Origin of the sequence: Enterobacter chuandaensis, assembly GCF_039718975.1 — a bacterium.
In the GTDB taxonomy this organism is placed as follows: domain Bacteria; phylum Pseudomonadota; class Gammaproteobacteria; order Enterobacterales; family Enterobacteriaceae; genus Enterobacter; species Enterobacter chuandaensis.
Map to the genome: position 1 here is coordinate 3,002,697 of NZ_CP097173.1, position 18,685 is coordinate 3,021,381.

Below are 18,685 nucleotides of genomic sequence, written 5' to 3' on the forward strand. Positions count from 1 at the left end.
ACGCGAAGTATCTTATAACTATGAATCCAACTTTCTATCTTGAACGTAATTTTACGCACGGTGACAGGGCGTACACAGAGACAGAGTTGCTGGCTGCATCAACGCACATTGTTGTGTTAGCAGAACCCGGTGGCGGGAAAACGGAGCTGATGAAGAGTCTTGCTCAGAAACTGAACACTTCTGTCTTAAATGCCAGTGTATTTGCCTACATGGGAGCAGATAAAGAAAATAGCCCGCTGATAATTGACGCCGTTGATGAGGTCGCCAGGATCGATCAATCAGGTATTCATAAGCTCCTTGCTCTCGCCAGAACATCAACCCCGACTCGCGTAATCATGTCGAGCAGATCAAGCGAATGGGGACAGGCTTCTACCAGTATTTTTGAAAAATTTCTTGGTTTCTCCCCGATGGTTGTAAGGCTGAGAGAGTTCGATCAAGACGAACAACACGCCATCTTTAAGCACCATGCGCCAGAAGAAGACTTCTTTGCATTCCAGACCGAAGTAACACGGTTTAGTTTAGACATGTTGTTACCAAACCCTCAGTTTCTGAAAATGTTCACCGATGCCTATTTAGAAAGTGGCAGGCGATTTGCTGACAAACGTTCAATCTTTTCTTTAGCGGTCGAACGACTGGCTAAGGAAGCTAACCCAAATATCCCGAAAGCCTCTGTATCACTTTCAGTTGCGCAGAAGATTTCATTTTCTGCCGAGGTTTATGCCAAACTTCTGTTGTCGGGCGCAGAGGGAGTCAGCACCACCGATGCGACTGCAAGCCGGATGTATCCCATGCTGCCAGCGTTGTTTAGCGGCACTACAGCCTGTTACGACATATTGTCAACGCAGCTTTTCAAGCCCGGCGATAAGGAAGACCAGCACCGCCCGGTCCACAAGATCGTCGCTGAATACTGCGCAGCGGATTATCTCATTAAACGAATAGTCGATCCTGTGGATGTCCTCACTTTATCAAAGTGCTTGCCTGTTATTGCACCGAACGGTATTGCCAGAGATGAGTTGAGAGGTCTGCTCGGATGGATGGCGGCATTAGGCAACAGCTCGGTACAGGGAGCTATTATTGAGCTTGACGCCTATGCGGTACTCGCAAACGGCGATCCATCGCAGCTTGAACGCTCATCGAAACGACAACTTCTTCATCGACTCAAAGAGATTGAAGCCGCTGACCCTTACTTCCGTCGGAACGATTTCTGGCGCCGGTTCAGCGCGGCTGGTTTTTTCACACAAGACGTTGTTGAAGAAATAAAACCACTTTTAACAATGAGCAATGAAGGTCATTTACGTGGCTTGATTTTAGAACTTCTGGCAGACTCTCCGGTTAATTGTCAGTTGGAACCTGAATTAAGCCTGCTTACTTTAAATCCCGACGAGTCTGAACATATTCGTACATTAGCAAGCAGATGCTTACTTAATGTCAAAGAATACGATTTCATTGGTGCTTTAGCCGTTTTGATTTTTGAAGCCAGTAATATTTCACTTAATATTGCAGCCAACGTCATCGAAGTCACAGGGCCAGAAAAATTTAACCACACATATCTCTCTGGATTCTTACGAGTCTGTACGAACCTCTATCCCGATCACAAAGCACAATTTGAAAGAGTTGTAGGCACTCGTTATTTTATTAAAAAGCTAATCTCCTGTTTTTCACTAAATACTCTTGAACTTCTTCTGGACGAATTAACCTATAATCTTCATTGCCACTGTGGGAAAAAATCCTATGAGTGTGATTGTCGCAATGGAATAAGCAAGATCGTCGGTTCAATGGCCGATCGCTATTTTGAACAGGTTCAAGCACCGTTTGATCCTGTGAGGATCTGGCAATGGATAGGTAATCTCAATTTTCATCGCCAATGCCAACCCGATCAAAGCAAATCGGTACAGGTGCTTCGGGAAAATGAAACGCTTCGTCAGGGGATCATTGCCTATGTATTCGGGCCATTAACGGATCGTAAACAGATATTCAACATAAGAGTAGAAAAATTCGACGGACATTTGCACTCACATTCAGGTCTGAATTTATGGAGGAATGACTATAAATTTATCCTTAATCTGGCTTTTGAAACAAATAACGTTGACCTGTGGGCGAGTTTCCTTGTCAACCATCAACGTTACAAAAACAGGGAAGAGCAAGGCCCAGATGATTTGCGGGCACAAATGCGTCAGCATGCCCTTTCCAAACCCGCATTTATGCGTGAATGGGCCCGATTCAATAATGCGATGAAATTATCCGAACAAGAGCATCAGGTTTGGAGATGCAGACATAGCCGAAGCATGAAACGCCATGACCGAAAGCAACGGGAGATCCACGCCAGAAACATAAAATTCGTTAATGAAAACAGAGAGATTGTAGAATGTGGTCGTCACTGGGGTTGTCTGGTGCGTTTTGCAGAACTTGTGCTCATGCATCCGGAAAGAATTGAATTAGAGTTTGGTGACGAGAAACTGGTTCGGACTGCGTTAAGAAATTGTCTGGATTTTATTACTCCCGAGGTTCCCACCCTTCACGAACTGGCGGCCCTGCAATGCGAATCCAAATGCAGACATTCTGTGATGATTTTATATGCCGCCTGTCTGGAGATTCTACGTGCAGAAGGCCATCTTGAATGCGTCAATATTGAGTTACTTACAGCCTTAAGAACTAACATTCACATGGGATACAACTCAGTTTCGACGGAAGAACGTGATGCGCTACAGACTGAAATCGACCGCCTCATTTTTCCTGATAGTGAAAGTGCTGAAAAATATCTCCGACAGTACGTTGAACCCCAACTCGCCCAGCCATGCCCTCACCCTGAAATCTGGATGTTAAGCGGAGAAGAGGTTTTTAGTCAGTCACGCGCTAAACTTTCCATTGAATGGCTTCATCGTTTTACTGATTTATCCCTTAACTCAGTAGATACACTTTTTGAAATTGCTGCTCAATACGGCGATCGTGAGGATTTAAACGAGATTATTACAGAGCGTTGCTCAGATATAATGTCAGGCTGGCCTAATCCGACAGAAAATGAGGATATTGAACGCAAGCGAATATTCTGGCTGGTACGTGAATATTACTTTCTAGAGAATATTACGGCTACTTATTGGGCATGGCTAAAATCTGATAAAGATAATTTACTGCATTTTTATGAACGTTCCGGGCGCATGAGCCGAAGCGAACACCGTGCCTGGCCGGAGCTTACCTCAATTAAAATTGAAGCCATTTTAGACGCGTTCATTAAACACTGGCCGCATGTTGATCTGCCTGATAGTTGGGATAGTGATAGCCCTAGAGAAGAGAAAGCCTACCGCTTTTTGACTGATTTGATTTGGTCAATTAACTCGGACACTCCCGATGATGCAATACCGGTGCTGGACCGCCTTCTTAATGATCCCCGTATCACCAATCTACACAAGGAATTGCAAAGCATAAAGGCCGATCAGCTAAGAAAAAAAGCGCTCAGTGATTTTGAACCACCGACGCCGGACGAGATAGTCCAACGCCTAGATTATGACTCAGTCGTTACTGTTGAAGGCCTTCGTCAGTTAGTGATTCAGGAGCTTACTGATTTCCAGAAAGCGATTGATGGTGGAGAATTTAACTCCGTAGATCGCTTCTATGAGAAAAATGACCGTCTTGATGAGGAAAAATCCACAGAGATTATTGCAGAACGTCTGAATTTAAGACTTCAGCCTCAGGGCATCGCGATAACTTCAGAGCATCAGTTGAAAGGGAAAAACAGGAGTGATTTCACAGCATCTAAATTAATTGGCGGAAGAAGACGGTTGCTGGTTACGGAAGTCAAAGGTCAGTGGCACAGAGAGTTATATTCTGCCGCTTCAGCTCAACTCTATGACCGTTATTCCATTCACCCTGATGCCGAACAGCAAGGAATCTTTCTTGTCATATGGTTTGGAGAAAGCGAAACCGTTGCTGGCCGCAAAGCCCACGGAATTAAAACAGCTCAGGAACTTAAAATTAGTATTGAAGCAGTATTACAGGCCGATCTCCGTGGTTTAATTGATGTTTTCGTTTTAGATGTTGCACGGCGCAGTAAACATTAACATGAGTTACATCGAACATAAATATCCTATATCAGCACAAGTGTGAGATCAGGCATTTACCACTCGCATAAAAGTTTGTTAAAAAGTAGTGGTCATTCTGATGGTCTTGACGGGTAGCTGATTAAGGTTTAGCTTTTTATTAGCCAGTTACTGGCAAAGGCGATACCAGTCAGAGGAGCCAAATTTGAAAAGCCTGCTTTTGAAGCAGGCTTTTTGCTTTTCTGCGTCTCTGATGTTAACTCAGAATCGCATCCAGCCTGGCAAGCACTTCATTTACAACGGCGTCAGGTATGCGTTCCAGCCGTATGCCGTTCCGGGCAGCCATATCAACGGTTCTGGGCTGGTCGCAGCGAATAACGCCCGTTGTTTTTGTCCCCACCCCTTCCAGTGAAACGGTGAAACCGGCTGTACGTGCAAAGTTTCCGCCGCTGGTGATAGGAACCACTACCGGTAGCCGGGTCAGCTTGTTAAACGATGCCTTCGATACGATGAGAACCGGACGTTTTCCACTTTGCTCGTGGCCAGCAATTGGATCCAGTGAAACAAGCCAGATTTCCCCTCTGTCCATTTACAGGATCTCCTTGCCCACCGCAGGCGCATCAATCCACTCTCGATCCTCTTCGCTCATTTCAGCATGCGGATCGCACTGCGCCAGCAGCTCCTCAAGCGAATAATGAGGCCGTTTCTGGGGTTCGATAATCAGGCAGCCATTGTTAATGGTCATACCAACTTCGCTGTCCGTCGACAGCTCCAGCGTTTTCAGCACGGCGGGAGGAACCGCCAACATGATGGATCCGCCGACCTTTTTCAGGCGAGTTTTATACATAGCGCACCTCCAAATATTATATTTTAATATAACATCCATAGATTTTGCAGTTCAAAGGATTATGGCGGATTGGATAAACGAAATGCGAGGCGGCTTCCGGATCGGAGCTGTGTCGGGGCCAGATTGAGCCCCCCCTATCTCAAGGCTTCATAACGATGCGGCCAAGCGGTTTCGCTGTCTCGGCGTATTCGTGGGCCGCGGCGGCGTCAGTCAGAGGGAAGATGCGGTCAATAACAACCCGGATGCGCCCTGCTGCTATAGCCTGCAATATCTCGTCCACGCTTGCCCGAACCTCAGACCTTTCAAAAAGGGGTCCCATGAATACCCCCATGAGCGTCTGGTTAGACTGCATTGCCGTCCATAAGTCGGCTGTCAGGCTGCCACCGCCCGCATTACCAACGAAAACGAGACGTCCTTCCGGCGCGAGTGCAGCAAGCGAGTCAGGCAACGTTGTCCCCACCGGATCGATGACGAGGTCAACACCGGTGCCATGGGTGTACTCCCGGACACTGTCCACGACGTTATTCTCTACACGATCCACGACATGAGCGGCACCCAGTTCAAGCAACCGGCTGCTTCGCTGCGTTCCGCTTGCCACGGCGATGACCGTCGCACCAGCTTGTGAGGCAAGCTGAACCGCCGCGAGCCCCACGCCACCCGCTGCTGCCTGAATCAGAACGGTTTCTCCGTGCCGGAGCATGCCTCGTGTGAAGAGGCAATAATGTGCTGTTCCAAAGGAGATCGGTGCCACCGCCGCTTCTGCTGCATCCACCCCGTCGGGTATAAGCCAGGTTCGTTCCGCAGGCACAGCCCAACGTTCCGCATGCGATCCCTGCATGCTAAAAGCAGTCACTCTGTCTCCCACCCTGCGGCTACGGACTTTTGACCCGACGGCAACAACCGTGCCCGCGGCCGCGTAGCCGACGATCCATGAAGGAAAAGGCGGCGGAGTTGAGCGGCGGTTAATCAGATCTCCCCCTTCAATCGAGATAGCCTCGACAGAAATCAGGACATCGTCAGACCCTGCGACCGGATCCGGAACATCGACATACTGCAGGACGCCGGGAGCGCCTTCCACGTCATAAACCGCTGCCTTCATAAATTTTCCTCTGTCTTGTTTTGACCGTCGGAAAGACCCGTAACGCTCAGGGTAGCCTGGCAATCACCTTAATCTCAAACTGGAATCCGTACAGCCACGTCACGCCGATCCCGGTCAACGTTGGGTAAGGCGCTTCCCCCCAATATTCTGGCAGGACATTCCAGATAGCGTCGAGGTTTGACTCGGGATCGACGACAAAAAGGGTAACGTCAACCACGTCATCGAACGTACAGCCCGCAGCCGTGAGAACAGCATTAAGATTATCGAACGCCAGCCGGATCTGCGCTTTTAGATCGGGCTCAGGCGAACCATCTTCCCGGCTACCCACCTGCCCCGAAACAAACAGGAAGCCGTTAGATTTGATGGCGGGTGAATACCGATTGCGCTCATAGAGCGCCTGGCGTCCGAAGGGAAAAACGGCTTCGCGTGTTGTCATGTTTGTACCTTTGCAATGGGGGCGAAATCTGCCCGGTGAACATAAAGACACTTTACAGGTGCCCGATCCGGCGGATAAACAAGCGACTTTGTCCATCGTTGTTTGTAATATCCAAACAATCGGTGAAAAGAGAGGACAAGGGATGGATCGTTTTGATGCGATGCGCGCCTTTGCTCGCGTGGTGGAGGCAGGCAGCTTCACAAAGGCTGCCCAAACGCTTCATATGAGCAAAACCACGGTGACGCAGCTTATTCAGCAGCTGGAAGCGCGTCTGCGCGTCAAGCTGCTCCATCGCACCACCCGCAGGCTCGGCGTCACGCCTGATGGCGCGGTCTACTACGAGCGCGTCATCCGTCTGCTGGCGGACATGGAAGATGCTGAAAACAGCCTGTCCAGTGCGGCGATGACGCCCCGGGGACGGCTACGGGTAGATGTGCCCACTCCTCTCGCCCGCCTGGTGCTGGTTCCCGCGCTACCGGCTTTTCACGCGCGCTACCCTGATATCCAGTTCGACATGGGCGTGAGTGACCGGGTAGTGGATCTGATCGGCGACAACGTGGATTGCGTCCTGCGGGGCGGCGAAATCAATGACCAGTCCCTGATCGCGCGCCATGTCGGCGATTTGCAAAGCGGGGTTTACGTCGCACCGAGCTATGTGGAACGCCTTGGCGCCCCTGCGCATCCGCGAGAGCTGGAAAATACGGCCCATCGCATCGTGGGATTCTTGTCCTCACGCACCGGTAAGATTGATCCTCTGGTACTGCGCTGTGAGAGTGAACGTATTGAAATTGCGGGCAGCTATGTGCTGGCAGTGGATGATGGCAATGCTTACCTCGAAGCTGGGCTCGCGGGATTAGGCGTGATTGCGCTGCCAGCCTATATGGCGGCAGCACATCAGGCTCGTGGTGACTTGATTCCGCTATTTGAACGCTGGCGTATTGCTCCAATGCCCCTTTACCTGGCATTTCCGCCGAACCGTCATGTCAACGCAAGGCTGCGCGTTTTTATTGACTGGATCGTTGAGTTGATGCAGCAGCATGTCCCCACCACTTACAATAAGTGACGACATCCCTGCCCCCTGATTCGGCCAGCGCAGCGCTAACGGGCAAGCCAGCATCTAAATCTGATAATCAATCGCCACTTCTTCCGGCTCCATTACCTGACGTTTGATCTCGTCCACCGACAGCCCTGCATTGCACAACTCGATAAAGCGCCACACATAGTTACGCTGCAGCTGCCCGCGCTTGAGGCCGAGCCAGACGGTATTGGCGTCAAACAGATGCCGCGTATCCAGGCGCACCAGGCTCCCGTCCTCGCGTTCACCGCTGGACTGCTCCGCCACCAGGCCAATGCCCAGCCCAAGCTCGACGTAGGTTTTGATGACATCAGAATCCTGCGCGCTCAGCACCACGTCCGGCGTTAGCCCTTTGCGGTTGAAGGCCTCGTCTATGCGCGAGCGCCCGGTAATGCCCTGGCGATACGTAATCAGCGGCCATTTCGCGATCGCTTCCAGCGTCAGCGGTGAAACCTGATTTAGCGGATGATCGAGTGGGAGCAACAGGCTGTGGTACCAGCGGAACCAGGGGAAAGCCACCAGCAGCGGGTCGTTGCTCAGGCGTTCGCTGGCAATGCCGATGTCCGCCCCACCGCTTTGCAGCAGCACTTCAATCTCCTGGGGCGTGCCCTGGATAAGCTCCAGACGGACGTCGGGGAAAATTTCGCGGAAGGCTTTGATTACCGGCGGCAGGCTGTAGCGCGCCTGGGTGTGGGTGGTCGCGATGGTGAGCACGCCGGAGGCATCGTTGGTAAAGAGATCGGCCAGACGACGCACGTTGCTGGCCTCGTTGAGGATCCGCTCAGCGATGGTGAGCAACGCTTTACCGGGCTCCGTCATGCCAAGCAGGCGCTTGCCGCGACGGATAAAAATTTCGATGCCCAGCTCCTCTTCCAGCTCGCGGATATGGCGGCTGACGCCGGACTGAGAGGTATAAAGCATATTGGCGACCTCGGTCAGGTTGTAGTCCCGCCTGGCCGCCTCACGGATAATTTTAAGTTGCTGGAAATTCACGGTTCACTCCGGCGCATCTGACATAACGCTATTGTTAGAGTCAGCTGTGCTGCAGAACAAATAATAAAAACCAGCATCTTATGCTTTTATGGAATATCAGCTCACGAGCTGCAGTTCACGGTTCTCAAGCGATGGCTTGCTGACCAGCGACATTAAAATCTCTTTAACCGCCTGCGCCTGCGGCGACAGCGAGCCGCGTGCGGACATGTTCAGCGACAGCGGCAGGCTCATGGACGGCGTGGTGATGCGCGCCATCCAGCCGTTCGCCGCGCTGCACAGCGAGCGGGCTGCGGATTCCGGCAGTACGGTGACGCCCATTCCGCTGGCGATGGCTGCGGTCAGAGTGGAGATCGAGTCAATTTCACCGATGATTTTGGCCGTGAGGCGTCGCAGTGAGAACGCTTCATCCACACGCACGCGCACGGCGCTGTAGTCGCGCGGCAGGAAGAGGTTCATCTCTGCCACGGCGGTGAGGTCTACGCTTTGCCCCGGACAATCGCGGGTGCCAACGAGGTAGAGATCTTCTTTCAGCAGCGGCTGGCTGGTGATCCCGGCGACCGGGGAGCGATCGTACAGGACCGCCATGTCCAGCTGGCCGTTAAGCAGTTTGTCGTTCAGTACCGAACCGCTGTTTTCGTGCAGATAGACCAGCACTTCCGGCAGCTCAGCGCGCACGGCCTGCAGCAGCGGCATGGTGATAGAGGACGCCGCCGTTCCCGGCGCCAGGCCGATGGACACATGCCCGCTCAGGGTCTGTCCTACGTTGCTCACCGCCAGCTGCGCCTGCTCGCACTGGCGCAGGATAGTACGGGCATGGGTATACAGAATTTTACCCGCTTCCGTTGGCGTCACGCCGCGTTTAGTGCGGATCAGTAATTGCTGATCCATCTCGCCTTCCAGAGTAGCCACCTGCTGGCTCAGCGCAGGCTGCGCGATATGCAGCACTTCTGCTGCTTGAGTCAGGCTGCCGATATCGACGATTTTTACGAAGTATTTCAGTCGTCTTAAGTTCATTTTGCCCCCTGTTCGAAATGCTTTGCCGGAACCGGCTGTCGTTGTTGAACAGGTTTTGCAATATGGATGCCACTTTTACCGGGTGGTCTGAATTGTTCGCTAAACGCCTGAAAATAAGGAAACCTAATCACAGGGCGTGGTTTTATTACTGAAACAGCAGATTACGATCTGCCCCATTAGAGGTATATCCGCACCATGACGGTGCATTTTCGCTGTCAAAAACATCACTTTGCCGATTTTGTCAGCAAACGATCAAAAGGCGGTGATCCACCCTTTGACAAGGCGAACGCAGGTCGATAATATGCGCCCCGTTCACACGATTCCTCTGTAGTTCAGTCGGTAGAACGGCGGACTGTTAATCCGTATGTCACTGGTTCGAGTCCAGTCAGAGGAGCCAAATTTGAAAAGCCTGCTTTTAAAGCAGGCTTTTTGCTTTTCTGCATCGGGTAAAATTGTCGGGTGGCGGCTTCGCCTTACCCGACCTACGGGATTGTAGGCCCGGTAAGCGCAGCGCCACCGGGCGAAAAGGGCTTCACATGCCTATCTTAACCGGCATTCCCGACCGACGTTCCAGTTCCGCACCCGCGCCCTCGTTTATCAACTGCGTTCGCTGTACGGCCGGTATCGGCAGAGGCACTTTTCGGGTCGATTCAAACTCCGCGCGGTTACGTGATAATGGCTCATGAACCTCCACCCAGCGGCTGCCGTCCGGCTCGGTAGTGACTTTAACGGGCCGATCGATAAGCTGCACGCGGGTTCCCACGGGAACGTTATCGAAAAGATATTTAATGTCGTTGTTACGCAGACGGATACAGCCCTGGCTCACCCGCAGCCCGATGCCGAAATTGGAGTTTGTGCCGTGAATGGCATACAGCCTGCCGATATAAATCGCATACAGCCCCATCGGGTTATCCGGCCCGGCGGGCACGAATGCCGGAAGCGTTTTCCCCTCTGCCGCATAGGCGCGGCGCGTATTCGGCGTCGGAGACCAGGTTGGCCCCTCCTGCTTGCGCTCAACGGCCGTCACCCAGTTACGCGGGGTTTCGCGACCGGCCTGACCGATGCCGATGGGCAACACTTCCACGGTATTGCTGCCCGGCGGATAATAGTAGAGGCGCATTTCCGCCACGTTAACAACGATCCCCTCGCGAACGGTGTCGGGCAAAATCAGCTGCTGGGGAATGGTTAAGGTCGTTCCGGCTTTTGGCAGAAAAGGATCCACGCCCGGGTTCGCTTCCAGCAGGTTGCTCAGCCCCTGCCCGTGCTGAGCGGCATAATACTCCAGTGGCCGGGTATTTCCCTCGGGAACCACAACCGTAACAGGAGCACCGACAAGACGACTGCCTTCAGGCGGAAGTGGATACGTAACGGCCAGTGCACCGGGCGTTACGGCAGCAAGCATTAGCGCGAGCGAGAATAAGCGAATCATAGTTTCCCTGCGATAAACCGGATGGTCACAGGCTAACTATAACTGCCCGCTGCGAAATTTGTCAGAATAGTCACGTGGCGATAACGCTTTGTCAGAAAAACCAGCACAACATGCTGATGAAATAATGCGAGAATAGCGATACCAGACCGGGTCAGGAGGACACAATGCTGGAAAATATGAAAGCCTTCAGAATGGTCGTAGAGTGTCAGGGGTTCCGCGCCGCCGCGATGGCCATGAAACTCTCTCCGGCCATGATAAGCCGCAGAATTGAAAAGCTGGAAAGCGAGGTAAACGCGCAGCTTATTAAACGCAATTCGCGTCGCATTTCTCTGACGACGGCCGGTGAGCAATTTTATCAACGCTGCCTGCTCATTATTGATGAATATGAGTCCTGTCTCAGGGATGTCAAAAGCCTCAGTAACGAAATTGGCGGTAATCTCAAGGTGGGGATCCCCCATTCAATCAGCAACCAGCACGTTATTCCGCACCTCGGCGCCTTCCTGGCGCGTTATCCAAATTTGAAGCTGGATATCGTGACCGGAAATCACTGTATGGAGCTGTTCAGCCACGGCTTCGATCTGGCGCTTCAGTGCGGGCCGCTCCCCGACAGCAACCTTTATTACACCCTGATTGGCTACTGGCGAAAATATACCTGTCTTTCGCGAAGCTACGCGCAGCAGCACGGCATTCCGCAACATCCTGATGAGCTGCGCCAGCATACCTGCCTTCTGCATTTCGATAACCATCGACGCAGCTGGAAGTTTATCATCGACGATGAACTGGTTGAGATCCGCCCTCATTACGTTTCCAGAGTGAGTAACAGCCTCGACCTGTGCAATATGGTGCATCATGGGCTGGGGATCTGTTACCTGCCGGAATTCACCGTGCGAGCGGGAATGGAATCAGGAGAAATCATCACCGCCCTTGATGCCTATATGCCTGCTCCTCTTCCCATGTATGTGGTGCATATCAATCCTCACCCCTCACCTAAGGAACAGGCATTTATTGATTTCCTCCGCACGCTTAACCTGGCAACGGCCCCGGCGCCAGCATCCTGAGCGGGTTCAGCCGCGTGATCTCATCAATGCGTGCCTCCCCCAGCCCGGCCTCTCTGAACCAGCGGTGGCTGTCCTCCAGCCACTCATCAATGTCAGGCTGGCCCGGCTGGCCCAGATCCGAGCTGTAAACCAGGTTATGCACTCCCGTCAGTACCTCATAGAGATCGTCGAGGGGCTGATAGCCTAAGTAGACCGTCAGGGCGCACTGCTCAACAAAGAGCCACTCGTGTTCGCCGAGCGCGCGCAGTTCCCGGGCGGTAAATCCCGTCATCGGATTCGCAGGCTGGTTCAGCATCAGCCTGCAGCCGCCCACGCGCTCAACGGCCTCAATCAGACGCAGCGTTTGGTCTTTCGTCGCATGTCCTGAAGAGAGCACAACGTCATGATGCCGGGCAAAATGGATGAGCGTTTTTACACCAGAACGTAATTCACCCTCATCGTCCGCAATCGAGAGCGGCTGCCCGGCAAAATGCCGGGCGTACTCGTTACTGAACGTCCGGGATAACCCGCTTTTATGCGTCGTTGGAACCACGGTTGGCAAATGCACGAGCAGCCTGGGCGCGCCGTCAAACTGATACTGACTCAGCGCCTGGCGGACAACGTTAAGGTTTATTCCCCCGGCGGCCGCATTCAGCACGACCGAGCCAAAGACGGGCAGCCCCCTCTCCTGCATTGCCGATGCCAGCGCGCTGACGCTCCCCAGGTGGTTCTTAAGCACCACGCCCCCCTGAAGCTGTGCGTAACGCTCTCCGGCCTCCATGGCAGAATAACGCCGCTGATAGCTGTCCGGGCGCGCGTGATAGTGCACGTCCAGAAAGCGCAAGCGAGACGCCCAGTAGTCAAAAAACGGGCGTGTCATGCTTTTGCTTCCCAGGGAACGTGGTAGCCAAGCGTTTGTCGGGCGACGTCGAGCGAGGTGCCTTCACGCACTGCGTTGATGATTTCACGCTCCGTCTTCTCAACGTTTTCTGCCCGACGGATCACCTCCTCCAGATGTTCAGCGGGGATCGCCAGAACGCCATTCTCATCGCCGAAAATCCAGTCGCCGGGGCAGACCGTCACCCCTTCAATCTGCAGCGCACACTGCACCGCAGTGACCCGCGCCCGGTTCTTGCCGGAAACCATATAGATATTGCTGGCGTACAGTGGGTAATTCATCTGACGAATGTCTGCAATGTCCCTGGCTGAGCCGTAGATGACGGACCCTGCGATGCCTTTAAGCACGGCTTTGGTGGTCAGAATATTGCCCCAGCTGGTGCAGTCCGTACGGCCGCCATTGTCCACAACGATGACCGCGCCAGCCGGAACCTGATCGATATAGTTCCCGGCATTCATAAACTGATTTTTCTCCGCCACGCAGGCTTCATATTTGACGGTCCAGGCAGGCCCTGCCAGCTTTCTGCCCCCGGCCTGCAGCTTTATGCCCGCAAGGCCTCCCGCAATGTATAAACTGTCCAGCGCATCCGAAATGGCTGCCGTATCCAGCGCCAGCAGGCGCGACTGAAGCGTCGGGTGAATCGTCATTGTCGAATTATCCATGTTGTGTTGTCAGGGTTTTTAAGGCGCACCAGGCGGCATATTCCGGCAGGGTTTGCGCGAGCAGTATTCTGTTCATCGGAAACGTCATCTGATGCGCCTGACCATTCTGATGACGGACCGAAAGGGTCATTTTCCCCAGATGGGCTTCGCTGTTCAGAAGCTCGGAAAGCGAAGGGCTGACCGTCACCTCCATCCTGACCGTCGGCTCTCCCTTTCGGGACAGGGCTCCGGCGGGCAAATACGCCGGGAGGTCTGCATCCGGCGTATGCCAGCAGATACTGCACGCCCCCCGCAGTATTTCTCCCGCCGTTTTATTCCGTTTACTCACCAGATAAGGACGCAGCGCCCTGTCCAGACTTTGCCTCACCGAAAGCGGCAGAGGCCGATGCTCAGGCGTCTCAATCTGAACAATGACGTAAGGACTTTTCCATAAGAAATGACTGTCCCAGTCCCTGGAGGTGACCAGCGCGCTGACGATAGAACCGACCTCGCTCTCGCTGATGCCGAGCAGGGTCCAGCTGTGCTTTTGCCTTTCAGGCCCGGCTTCCACGCTGTTTGCCAGCGTCTCTTCCAGCATCGGTAACGCCTGGGAAGGCGGCCCCGGCAGAACCACCAGCTGGCTACCCGCCACGCATGCGCTGAACCCAGGAGCAGTACCGGAAGCGTTATCCAGAATGGATGCGCCTTCCGGGAAACGTGCCTGAAGACGGTTTGAAGGATCGTTTTTCACCCCGAACGTCACGAGACGGCGCTCAATGGTTTTCCACGTCTCTTCGTTGTGTACCAGCGGTTTGTTCAGGACCTGAGCAATCGCCTCACGGGTTTTATCGTCGGAGGTTGGGCCAAGACCGCCGCACACCACAATGAGATCGTCCTGCCCGATACGCCCCGTCACCACCGAGCTTATCTGCGGGATGTTGTCTGCACAGGTCGCCTGAAATCTGACCTGATAATGCGCCTTTTCAAGGCATTGGCTGATAGCCTGCTGGTTCGTGTTAAGGCATTGCCCGGACAGGAGCTCATCACCAATCGCGATCACGCTGGCCGTTTTCGCGATGGCTGGCTGAACCAGGGCGTCGATAATCGCCTTTGCCATCTCCTCCGTTGTCGCCTGGCCGCCTAAATCGTAGGTGGCCACCTTCCCGTCACGAACAACGCGATCGACAGCCTGCTGCAGTTTTTCCGCCTGCGCCTCAAAGCCCAGGTAAGCCAGCATGAGTGCAATCGTGTAGAACATCGCACACGGATTGGCTTTTCCCTGCCCCGCCATCCCCGGCGCGCTGCCGTGGACGGGTTCAAAATAGGCCACCTCGCTGCCAATGTTGGCGCTGGGTGCCAGACCAAGCCCGCCCATCACACCGGCGGCCAGATCCGACAAGATATCGCCAAACATATTTTCTGCGACAATCACGCCAAACTCGTGAGGCTTACGCACCAGCCAGAGGGCGATCGCATCCACGTTATGAATATCCGCCCGAATGTCTGGAAAGCGCGCGGCCACTTCATGAAAAATTGTTGCCGCAAAATGGCCGCTTTCGCGCATGACGTTGGGTTTATCGGCAAACGTGACGCGTGAAAAGTGGTGCTGGCGGGCATAGTCAAAGGCCGTCTGAAACAGGCGCTCCAGGCCATAGCGCGTTTGCAAACGCACTGACCATGCCGCCTCTTGCGGGCCATATTTTTCGAGGTTCGGGTGTTTAAGCCAGCTGGCTACGTTCGCACCGACACCTTTAAAATCCATTCCGGCGTACAGCCCCTCGGTGTTTTCCCGGATCACACAGCAGCGGAAAGGACGTCGATCCCCCGTCACGTATTTCACCGGGCGGATGTTGGCATAGAGCCCAAGCCGCTGACGGAGCTGAATCACCGGTGAAACATACTCAATGCCTTTCTGCCGGAGCGCTACGGGCAGCGCCTCCTGAGCCTGAACTTTCCCCTTGCTGGTGATGGCCCCCAGCAGCACCGCGTCCGCCTCCGCAATTTGTTCCCATGTGCGGGCCGGAACAGGATTGCCCTCGCGTTCCCAGCAGGACCAGCCTATTTCCCCAAAGGTCAGGTTGATGGGAAGATCCAGCGCATCGATAACGGGCAACGCGGCATCGCAGACTTCCTGACCAATACCGTCTCCCGGTAAAACCAGAACATTTTTTTTCATAAGGTATCGATCCATTCGTTGAGCAGCGCATTCACCGCAGCAGGATTGTCATTCCACGGGCGCATCCCCGCGCCGGGAATGCGTTTGTAATAGTGCTGGGTTCGTGGGCTGTGGGTCTGGTTTTCCCATGAGGCCAGCTGGGATTTTTCACCCACAATCGCCAGGTAGTTGCCGTCATAGGCGGCAATATCCGCGCGGGCGTCCATCTTTAACAGCAGCGAGAAGCCGGTGAGCATTCGCTTAATCGCCGCCATTCTCTCTGCATCTGGCAGGGAAAATTTCTCCTGCGGCGCAGGCTGACCTTCGGGCAGGACATAGTGATGCAGACTATCCATGGCCGAACCGAGTTCGCCTTTTTCCAGCAGTGCGATAAGACGAACCAGCCGCTGCGTTAATTTCTCATCGGCAAAACCAGGGGCACTTACGCTCATAACGCCCGCTACGCCGCGTAAACGGTGCGCCAGCAGCTGCACCAGCGTGCCTGCCATCGCAAACCCCACCAGCAGCCAGGGGCGTTTGGCCTGGGCATTTAGCTTCTGGCAAAGTGCGTCAATCGCGCTCTGCGGCTCATCGTTCGTAATCAGGCTCAGCGTATCAACGATCGTGACGGAAAATCCCTTCTCTTCGAGCAAGGTCACCAGCGGAGCGCAAAACGCTCCGCCGTCCCAGGCAGGCATTACCGGCGCCAGTATCACCGCATCCTGTAATTTCATGCTGCCGTTCCTGTGATCACGTTATCCGTTGCGCTGAAGGTTCTCTGGCTTTCTGTCGTCAGCGTCTCTTCCACCATCTTCCGGTTTTCGACGCTGAGATTTTTCACCCCAAGGATCATATCCACGACGCTGCGGTAAGACGCGTTGTAGAATTCCTTCGAGACCAGCTGATGCACCTGATTAAATATCCACTCCGTGTGATAACGCTCTTTGCCTTCGTTGAAATTACACAGCGACAGCCAGGTTTCCATCGCCAGATTTCCCGCCCCTTTTCCCATCCCGGTCAGGGAACTATCAATAAAGGTCGCGCCGGCCTTTACGGCTTCAATGGAGTTGGCCATGGCGAGCCCCAGGTTATCGTGCGCGTGGAATCCCACCTCAAGCGGCGTGGTGCATTTAAGCAGGTTGACCAGACGCGCCGTCTGCTCAGGCCGCAAGCTGCCGTTAGAATCCGCGATGCAAATAATATCGGCCCCGGCTTTCTCACACTGCAAGGCCACGTCAACAAGCGTCTTCGCGTTAATTTGGCTGGCTCGCGTAAAGTTCATACTCACATGCAGACCGTTTTCTTTCGCCACCTCACACATTTCCAGCGCGGGTTGGGGATTATCGGTTTTGATACAGATCCGCAGCAGCGCAACGCCGCTTTTTCGCAGGCTAATAATATCCTGTCGGGTAATATTATGAGGGTGGGCAATGACCACTAATTTCGCCTCGGGCACGGCATCATGAATCGCCTGAATATAATTATCGGGAGACATTCCGGTTAAACCAATATCCGCGATGGGTTTAAACGAACCGTTTCGGTAACCTATTTCTATCCATTCAACGCCACTGCCCACCAGTGCGCGCACATGCTTAATTGCGTAGTCTACGGGGAAGCTGAAATTGTTTTGATACCCGCCGTCCCTTAATGTGACATCGATATTATTAATCATTGATATTACTCTCTTTACTGGAGACAAATTCCATAAAACCATATTGACCAAAAACATAAACCAGGAAACCCACCGCGCAGACGCAGGCAATAATCAGCGCGGTCATGACGGGCGCATGGGCTGAGAGTTTTCCAATCAGGAAGGTTGCGAGCCCTGCGCTGCCAAGCTGCAATGCCCCCATCACCCCCGAGGCGGTACCTGACGCCTGCGGATGCGCCGCGATGGCAGACGCCGTACCCAACGGCAGCAGGAAGCCATTGCCAAAGGTCAGAATGCCGATGGAGATAATGCTGGTGAACAATGGCACGGGGCTTAAGTACATCTGAAGCGCAAAGACGATGCCGCCGATGACAAAAATGCGATACCCAAGGCGAATGGTCTCTTCAATACCCGCCTGGCGAGATCTTTTTTTAGCGATAAGATTCCCCGCCACGTAGCTTACGGAAAGCAAAATATAGGTGTAACCGATATAAAGCGGTGAAAGCCCGAGCTTGCCCAGCAAAAAGGGCGACTCGACGATATAGGAAAAATAGGCCGCGTAAGCGAAACAGGGAATGGCGGCATAAAACAAAAACTGCCGATTTCTTAACACTACAAGGGTATTAACCATGGCCGCCATCACGCTCAGCTTTTGCCTTTTTTCAGGCGGTAACGTTTCGCGCAACGCGGTGAGACACAGTCCCAGCGTCATCACAATAAACAAGGTCAAAAAGATAAAACAGGATTTCCAGCCGAAATGTTGGGTTAACACGCCGCCGATCATGGGTGCAATAGCCGGTGACATCCCGACAAAGGGAAATATGACAAGATAAAGCTGGGCCGAAGACTTCTTATCCAACATGTCATTAATAATCGCCCGGCTAACGGTGATACCGGCGCAGGAGCCGATGCCCTGTAATAAGCGTAAAACAAGCAACTCATTAATATGGGTAGAGTAAATAACCCCGACCGTCGAAACCAGCCAGATTAATAGCCCCGCAACAAGCGTTTTCTTTCTCCCCAGACTGTCGCTTAACGGCCCATACACCAGCTGTGAAAACGCAACGCCAAATAAAAACAGGGCGATAGCATCCTGAATTTGCGCCTCGGTGACCTTATAAAATAATTGCATTTCACTCAGCGCAGGTAAAAAGATATCGGTAGAAATTAATCCGCCCACGGACAGGCATGCAATTAATACCACCAGGGGCATAGATAGCGTTTTATTCATATTCGTATAAACCAGAAATTGGGGTAATACGAATTTATCGAAAGCGCTTCACAATGAGAACAATAATAAACTAAACGGTCTGTTGCACATTAGTAAACGAACGTTTTACGGTTTTGCCGGATGCGTGAGGGCAGCCAGCCCCGCC

General features: G+C 53.2%; 16 protein-coding genes and 1 tRNA gene. 4 read left to right on the forward strand and 13 right to left on the reverse strand.

Annotation, left to right across the window (positions count from 1 at the left end):
- Positions 1-149 precede the first annotated feature (149 nt).
- Positions 150-4,055 carry a hypothetical protein gene (locus MX657_RS14645; RefSeq protein ID WP_346806063.1) on the forward strand — a complete coding sequence of 1,302 codons (3,906 nt, stop codon included), beginning with the start codon at positions 150-152 and terminating at the stop codon, positions 4,053-4,055.
- Positions 4,056-4,290: 235 nt separating this feature from the next.
- Here MX657_RS14645 and MX657_RS14650 read toward each other — a convergent pair whose 3' ends face one another.
- The 4 genes from MX657_RS14650 to MX657_RS14665 form a co-directional block, all read right to left on the reverse strand.
- Entirely contained in the window at positions 4,291-4,623 is a 333-nt protein-coding gene (locus tag MX657_RS14650; RefSeq protein WP_346806064.1) for a type II toxin-antitoxin system PemK/MazF family toxin, read from the reverse strand.
- Positions 4,624-4,881 carry an AbrB/MazE/SpoVT family DNA-binding domain-containing protein gene (locus MX657_RS14655; RefSeq protein WP_041909206.1) on the reverse strand — a complete coding sequence of 86 codons (258 nt, stop codon included), beginning with the start codon at positions 4,879-4,881 and terminating at the stop codon, positions 4,624-4,626.
- 139 nt (positions 4,882-5,020) lie between these two features.
- Complete coding sequence (locus tag MX657_RS14660) at positions 5,021-5,980, reverse strand: quinone oxidoreductase family protein (RefSeq protein ID WP_346806065.1); 960 nt, start codon at positions 5,978-5,980, stop codon at positions 5,021-5,023.
- Between the two features lie 46 nt (positions 5,981-6,026).
- Positions 6,027-6,416 carry a RidA family protein gene (locus MX657_RS14665; protein ID WP_346806066.1) on the reverse strand — a complete coding sequence of 130 codons (390 nt, stop codon included), beginning with the start codon at positions 6,414-6,416 and terminating at the stop codon, positions 6,027-6,029.
- Positions 6,417-6,558: 142 nt separating this feature from the next.
- Between MX657_RS14665 and MX657_RS14670 the strand changes: the two genes are divergently transcribed.
- Entirely contained in the window at positions 6,559-7,479 is a 921-nt protein-coding gene (locus tag MX657_RS14670; RefSeq protein WP_346808562.1) for a LysR family transcriptional regulator, read from the forward strand.
- Positions 7,480-7,533: 54 nt separating this feature from the next.
- Here MX657_RS14670 and cbl read toward each other — a convergent pair whose 3' ends face one another.
- Both cbl and nac read right to left on the reverse strand, forming a co-directional pair.
- Positions 7,534-8,484 carry an HTH-type transcriptional regulator Cbl gene (gene cbl, locus MX657_RS14675; protein WP_119917259.1) on the reverse strand — a complete coding sequence of 317 codons (951 nt, stop codon included), beginning with the start codon at positions 8,482-8,484 and terminating at the stop codon, positions 7,534-7,536.
- A 96-nt stretch (positions 8,485-8,580) separates the two neighbouring features.
- Positions 8,581-9,498 (reverse strand): nitrogen assimilation transcriptional regulator NAC, encoded by a 918-nt coding sequence (gene nac, locus MX657_RS14680; RefSeq protein ID WP_346806067.1) that lies wholly within the window; start codon positions 9,496-9,498, stop codon positions 8,581-8,583.
- A gap of 321 nt (positions 9,499-9,819) precedes the next feature.
- Here nac and MX657_RS14685 point away from each other — a divergent pair.
- A tRNA-Asn gene (locus MX657_RS14685) sits at positions 9,820-9,895 on the forward strand.
- Between the two features lie 135 nt (positions 9,896-10,030).
- Here MX657_RS14685 and ldtA read toward each other — a convergent pair.
- Positions 10,031-10,927: a L,D-transpeptidase gene (ldtA, locus tag MX657_RS14690; RefSeq protein WP_336239492.1), complete on the reverse strand. Its 897-nt coding sequence runs from the start codon at positions 10,925-10,927 to the stop codon at positions 10,031-10,033.
- A gap of 164 nt (positions 10,928-11,091) precedes the next feature.
- On the opposite strand from ldtA, the gene MX657_RS14695 reads away from it, so the two are divergent.
- Entirely contained in the window at positions 11,092-11,985 is an 894-nt protein-coding gene (locus MX657_RS14695; RefSeq protein ID WP_346806068.1) for a LysR family transcriptional regulator, read from the forward strand.
- Here MX657_RS14695 and MX657_RS14700 read toward each other — a convergent pair.
- From MX657_RS14700 to MX657_RS14725, 6 genes are read right to left on the reverse strand one after another with little or no spacing between them, the layout of a single operon-like run.
- Positions 11,951-12,844, reverse strand: a complete 894-nt coding sequence (locus MX657_RS14700; RefSeq protein ID WP_119917262.1) for a DUF6282 family protein — start codon at positions 12,842-12,844, stop codon at positions 11,951-11,953. The genes MX657_RS14695 and MX657_RS14700 overlap by 35 nt on opposite strands.
- A complete protein-coding gene (locus tag MX657_RS14705) occupies positions 12,841-13,524 on the reverse strand; it encodes an RraA family protein (protein ID WP_322920772.1) in 684 nt (227 codons plus the stop codon). Before MX657_RS14705 ends, MX657_RS14700 begins: the two co-directional genes overlap by 4 nt.
- Positions 13,517-15,679 carry an isocitrate/isopropylmalate dehydrogenase family protein gene (locus tag MX657_RS14710; protein ID WP_346806069.1) on the reverse strand — a complete coding sequence of 721 codons (2,163 nt, stop codon included), beginning with the start codon at positions 15,677-15,679 and terminating at the stop codon, positions 13,517-13,519. Before MX657_RS14710 ends, MX657_RS14705 begins: the two co-directional genes overlap by 8 nt.
- Complete coding sequence (locus MX657_RS14715) at positions 15,676-16,392, reverse strand: alpha/beta fold hydrolase (protein ID WP_346806070.1); 717 nt, start codon at positions 16,390-16,392, stop codon at positions 15,676-15,678. Before MX657_RS14715 ends, MX657_RS14710 begins: the two co-directional genes overlap by 4 nt.
- Entirely contained in the window at positions 16,389-17,330 is a 942-nt protein-coding gene (locus MX657_RS14720; RefSeq protein WP_346806071.1) for a 3-hydroxy-3-methylglutaryl-CoA lyase, read from the reverse strand. The genes MX657_RS14715 and MX657_RS14720 overlap by 4 nt, the downstream gene beginning before the upstream one ends.
- Positions 17,323-18,540: a multidrug effflux MFS transporter gene (locus MX657_RS14725; RefSeq protein ID WP_080329632.1), complete on the reverse strand. Its 1,218-nt coding sequence runs from the start codon at positions 18,538-18,540 to the stop codon at positions 17,323-17,325. The genes MX657_RS14720 and MX657_RS14725 overlap by 8 nt, the downstream gene beginning before the upstream one ends.
- Between the last annotated feature and the right edge of the window lie 145 nt (positions 18,541-18,685).

What these genes read in the sequence shown, in the direction of transcription:
- MX657_RS14720 (WP_346806071.1), bottom strand. Translation starts at nt 17,330, where the DNA reads ATGATTAATAATATCGATGTCACATTAAGGGACGGCGGGTATCAAAAC.
- MX657_RS14705 (WP_322920772.1), bottom strand. Translation starts at nt 13,524, where the DNA reads ATGGATAATTCGACAATGACGATTCACCCGACGCTTCAGTCGCGCCTG.
- MX657_RS14660 (WP_346806065.1), bottom strand. Translation starts at nt 5,980, where the DNA reads ATGAAGGCAGCGGTTTATGACGTGGAAGGCGCTCCCGGCGTCCTGCAG.
- MX657_RS14645 (WP_346806063.1), top strand. Translation starts at nt 150, where the DNA reads ATGAAGAGTCTTGCTCAGAAACTGAACACTTCTGTCTTAAATGCCAGT.
- MX657_RS14650 (WP_346806064.1), bottom strand. Translation starts at nt 4,623, where the DNA reads ATGGACAGAGGGGAAATCTGGCTTGTTTCACTGGATCCAATTGCTGGC.
- ldtA (WP_336239492.1), bottom strand. Translation starts at nt 10,927, where the DNA reads ATGATTCGCTTATTCTCGCTCGCGCTAATGCTTGCTGCCGTAACGCCC.
- MX657_RS14670 (WP_346808562.1), top strand. Translation starts at nt 6,559, where the DNA reads ATGGATCGTTTTGATGCGATGCGCGCCTTTGCTCGCGTGGTGGAGGCA.
- MX657_RS14715 (WP_346806070.1), bottom strand. Translation starts at nt 16,392, where the DNA reads ATGAAATTACAGGATGCGGTGATACTGGCGCCGGTAATGCCTGCCTGG.
- MX657_RS14710 (WP_346806069.1), bottom strand. Translation starts at nt 15,679, where the DNA reads ATGAAAAAAAATGTTCTGGTTTTACCGGGAGACGGTATTGGTCAGGAA.
- MX657_RS14655 (WP_041909206.1), bottom strand. Translation starts at nt 4,881, where the DNA reads ATGTATAAAACTCGCCTGAAAAAGGTCGGCGGATCCATCATGTTGGCG.
- nac (WP_346806067.1), bottom strand. Translation starts at nt 9,498, where the DNA reads ATGAACTTAAGACGACTGAAATACTTCGTAAAAATCGTCGATATCGGC.
- MX657_RS14695 (WP_346806068.1), top strand. Translation starts at nt 11,092, where the DNA reads ATGCTGGAAAATATGAAAGCCTTCAGAATGGTCGTAGAGTGTCAGGGG.
- MX657_RS14700 (WP_119917262.1), bottom strand. Translation starts at nt 12,844, where the DNA reads ATGACACGCCCGTTTTTTGACTACTGGGCGTCTCGCTTGCGCTTTCTG.
- MX657_RS14725 (WP_080329632.1), bottom strand. Translation starts at nt 18,540, where the DNA reads ATGAATAAAACGCTATCTATGCCCCTGGTGGTATTAATTGCATGCCTG.
- MX657_RS14665 (WP_346806066.1), bottom strand. Translation starts at nt 6,416, where the DNA reads ATGACAACACGCGAAGCCGTTTTTCCCTTCGGACGCCAGGCGCTCTAT.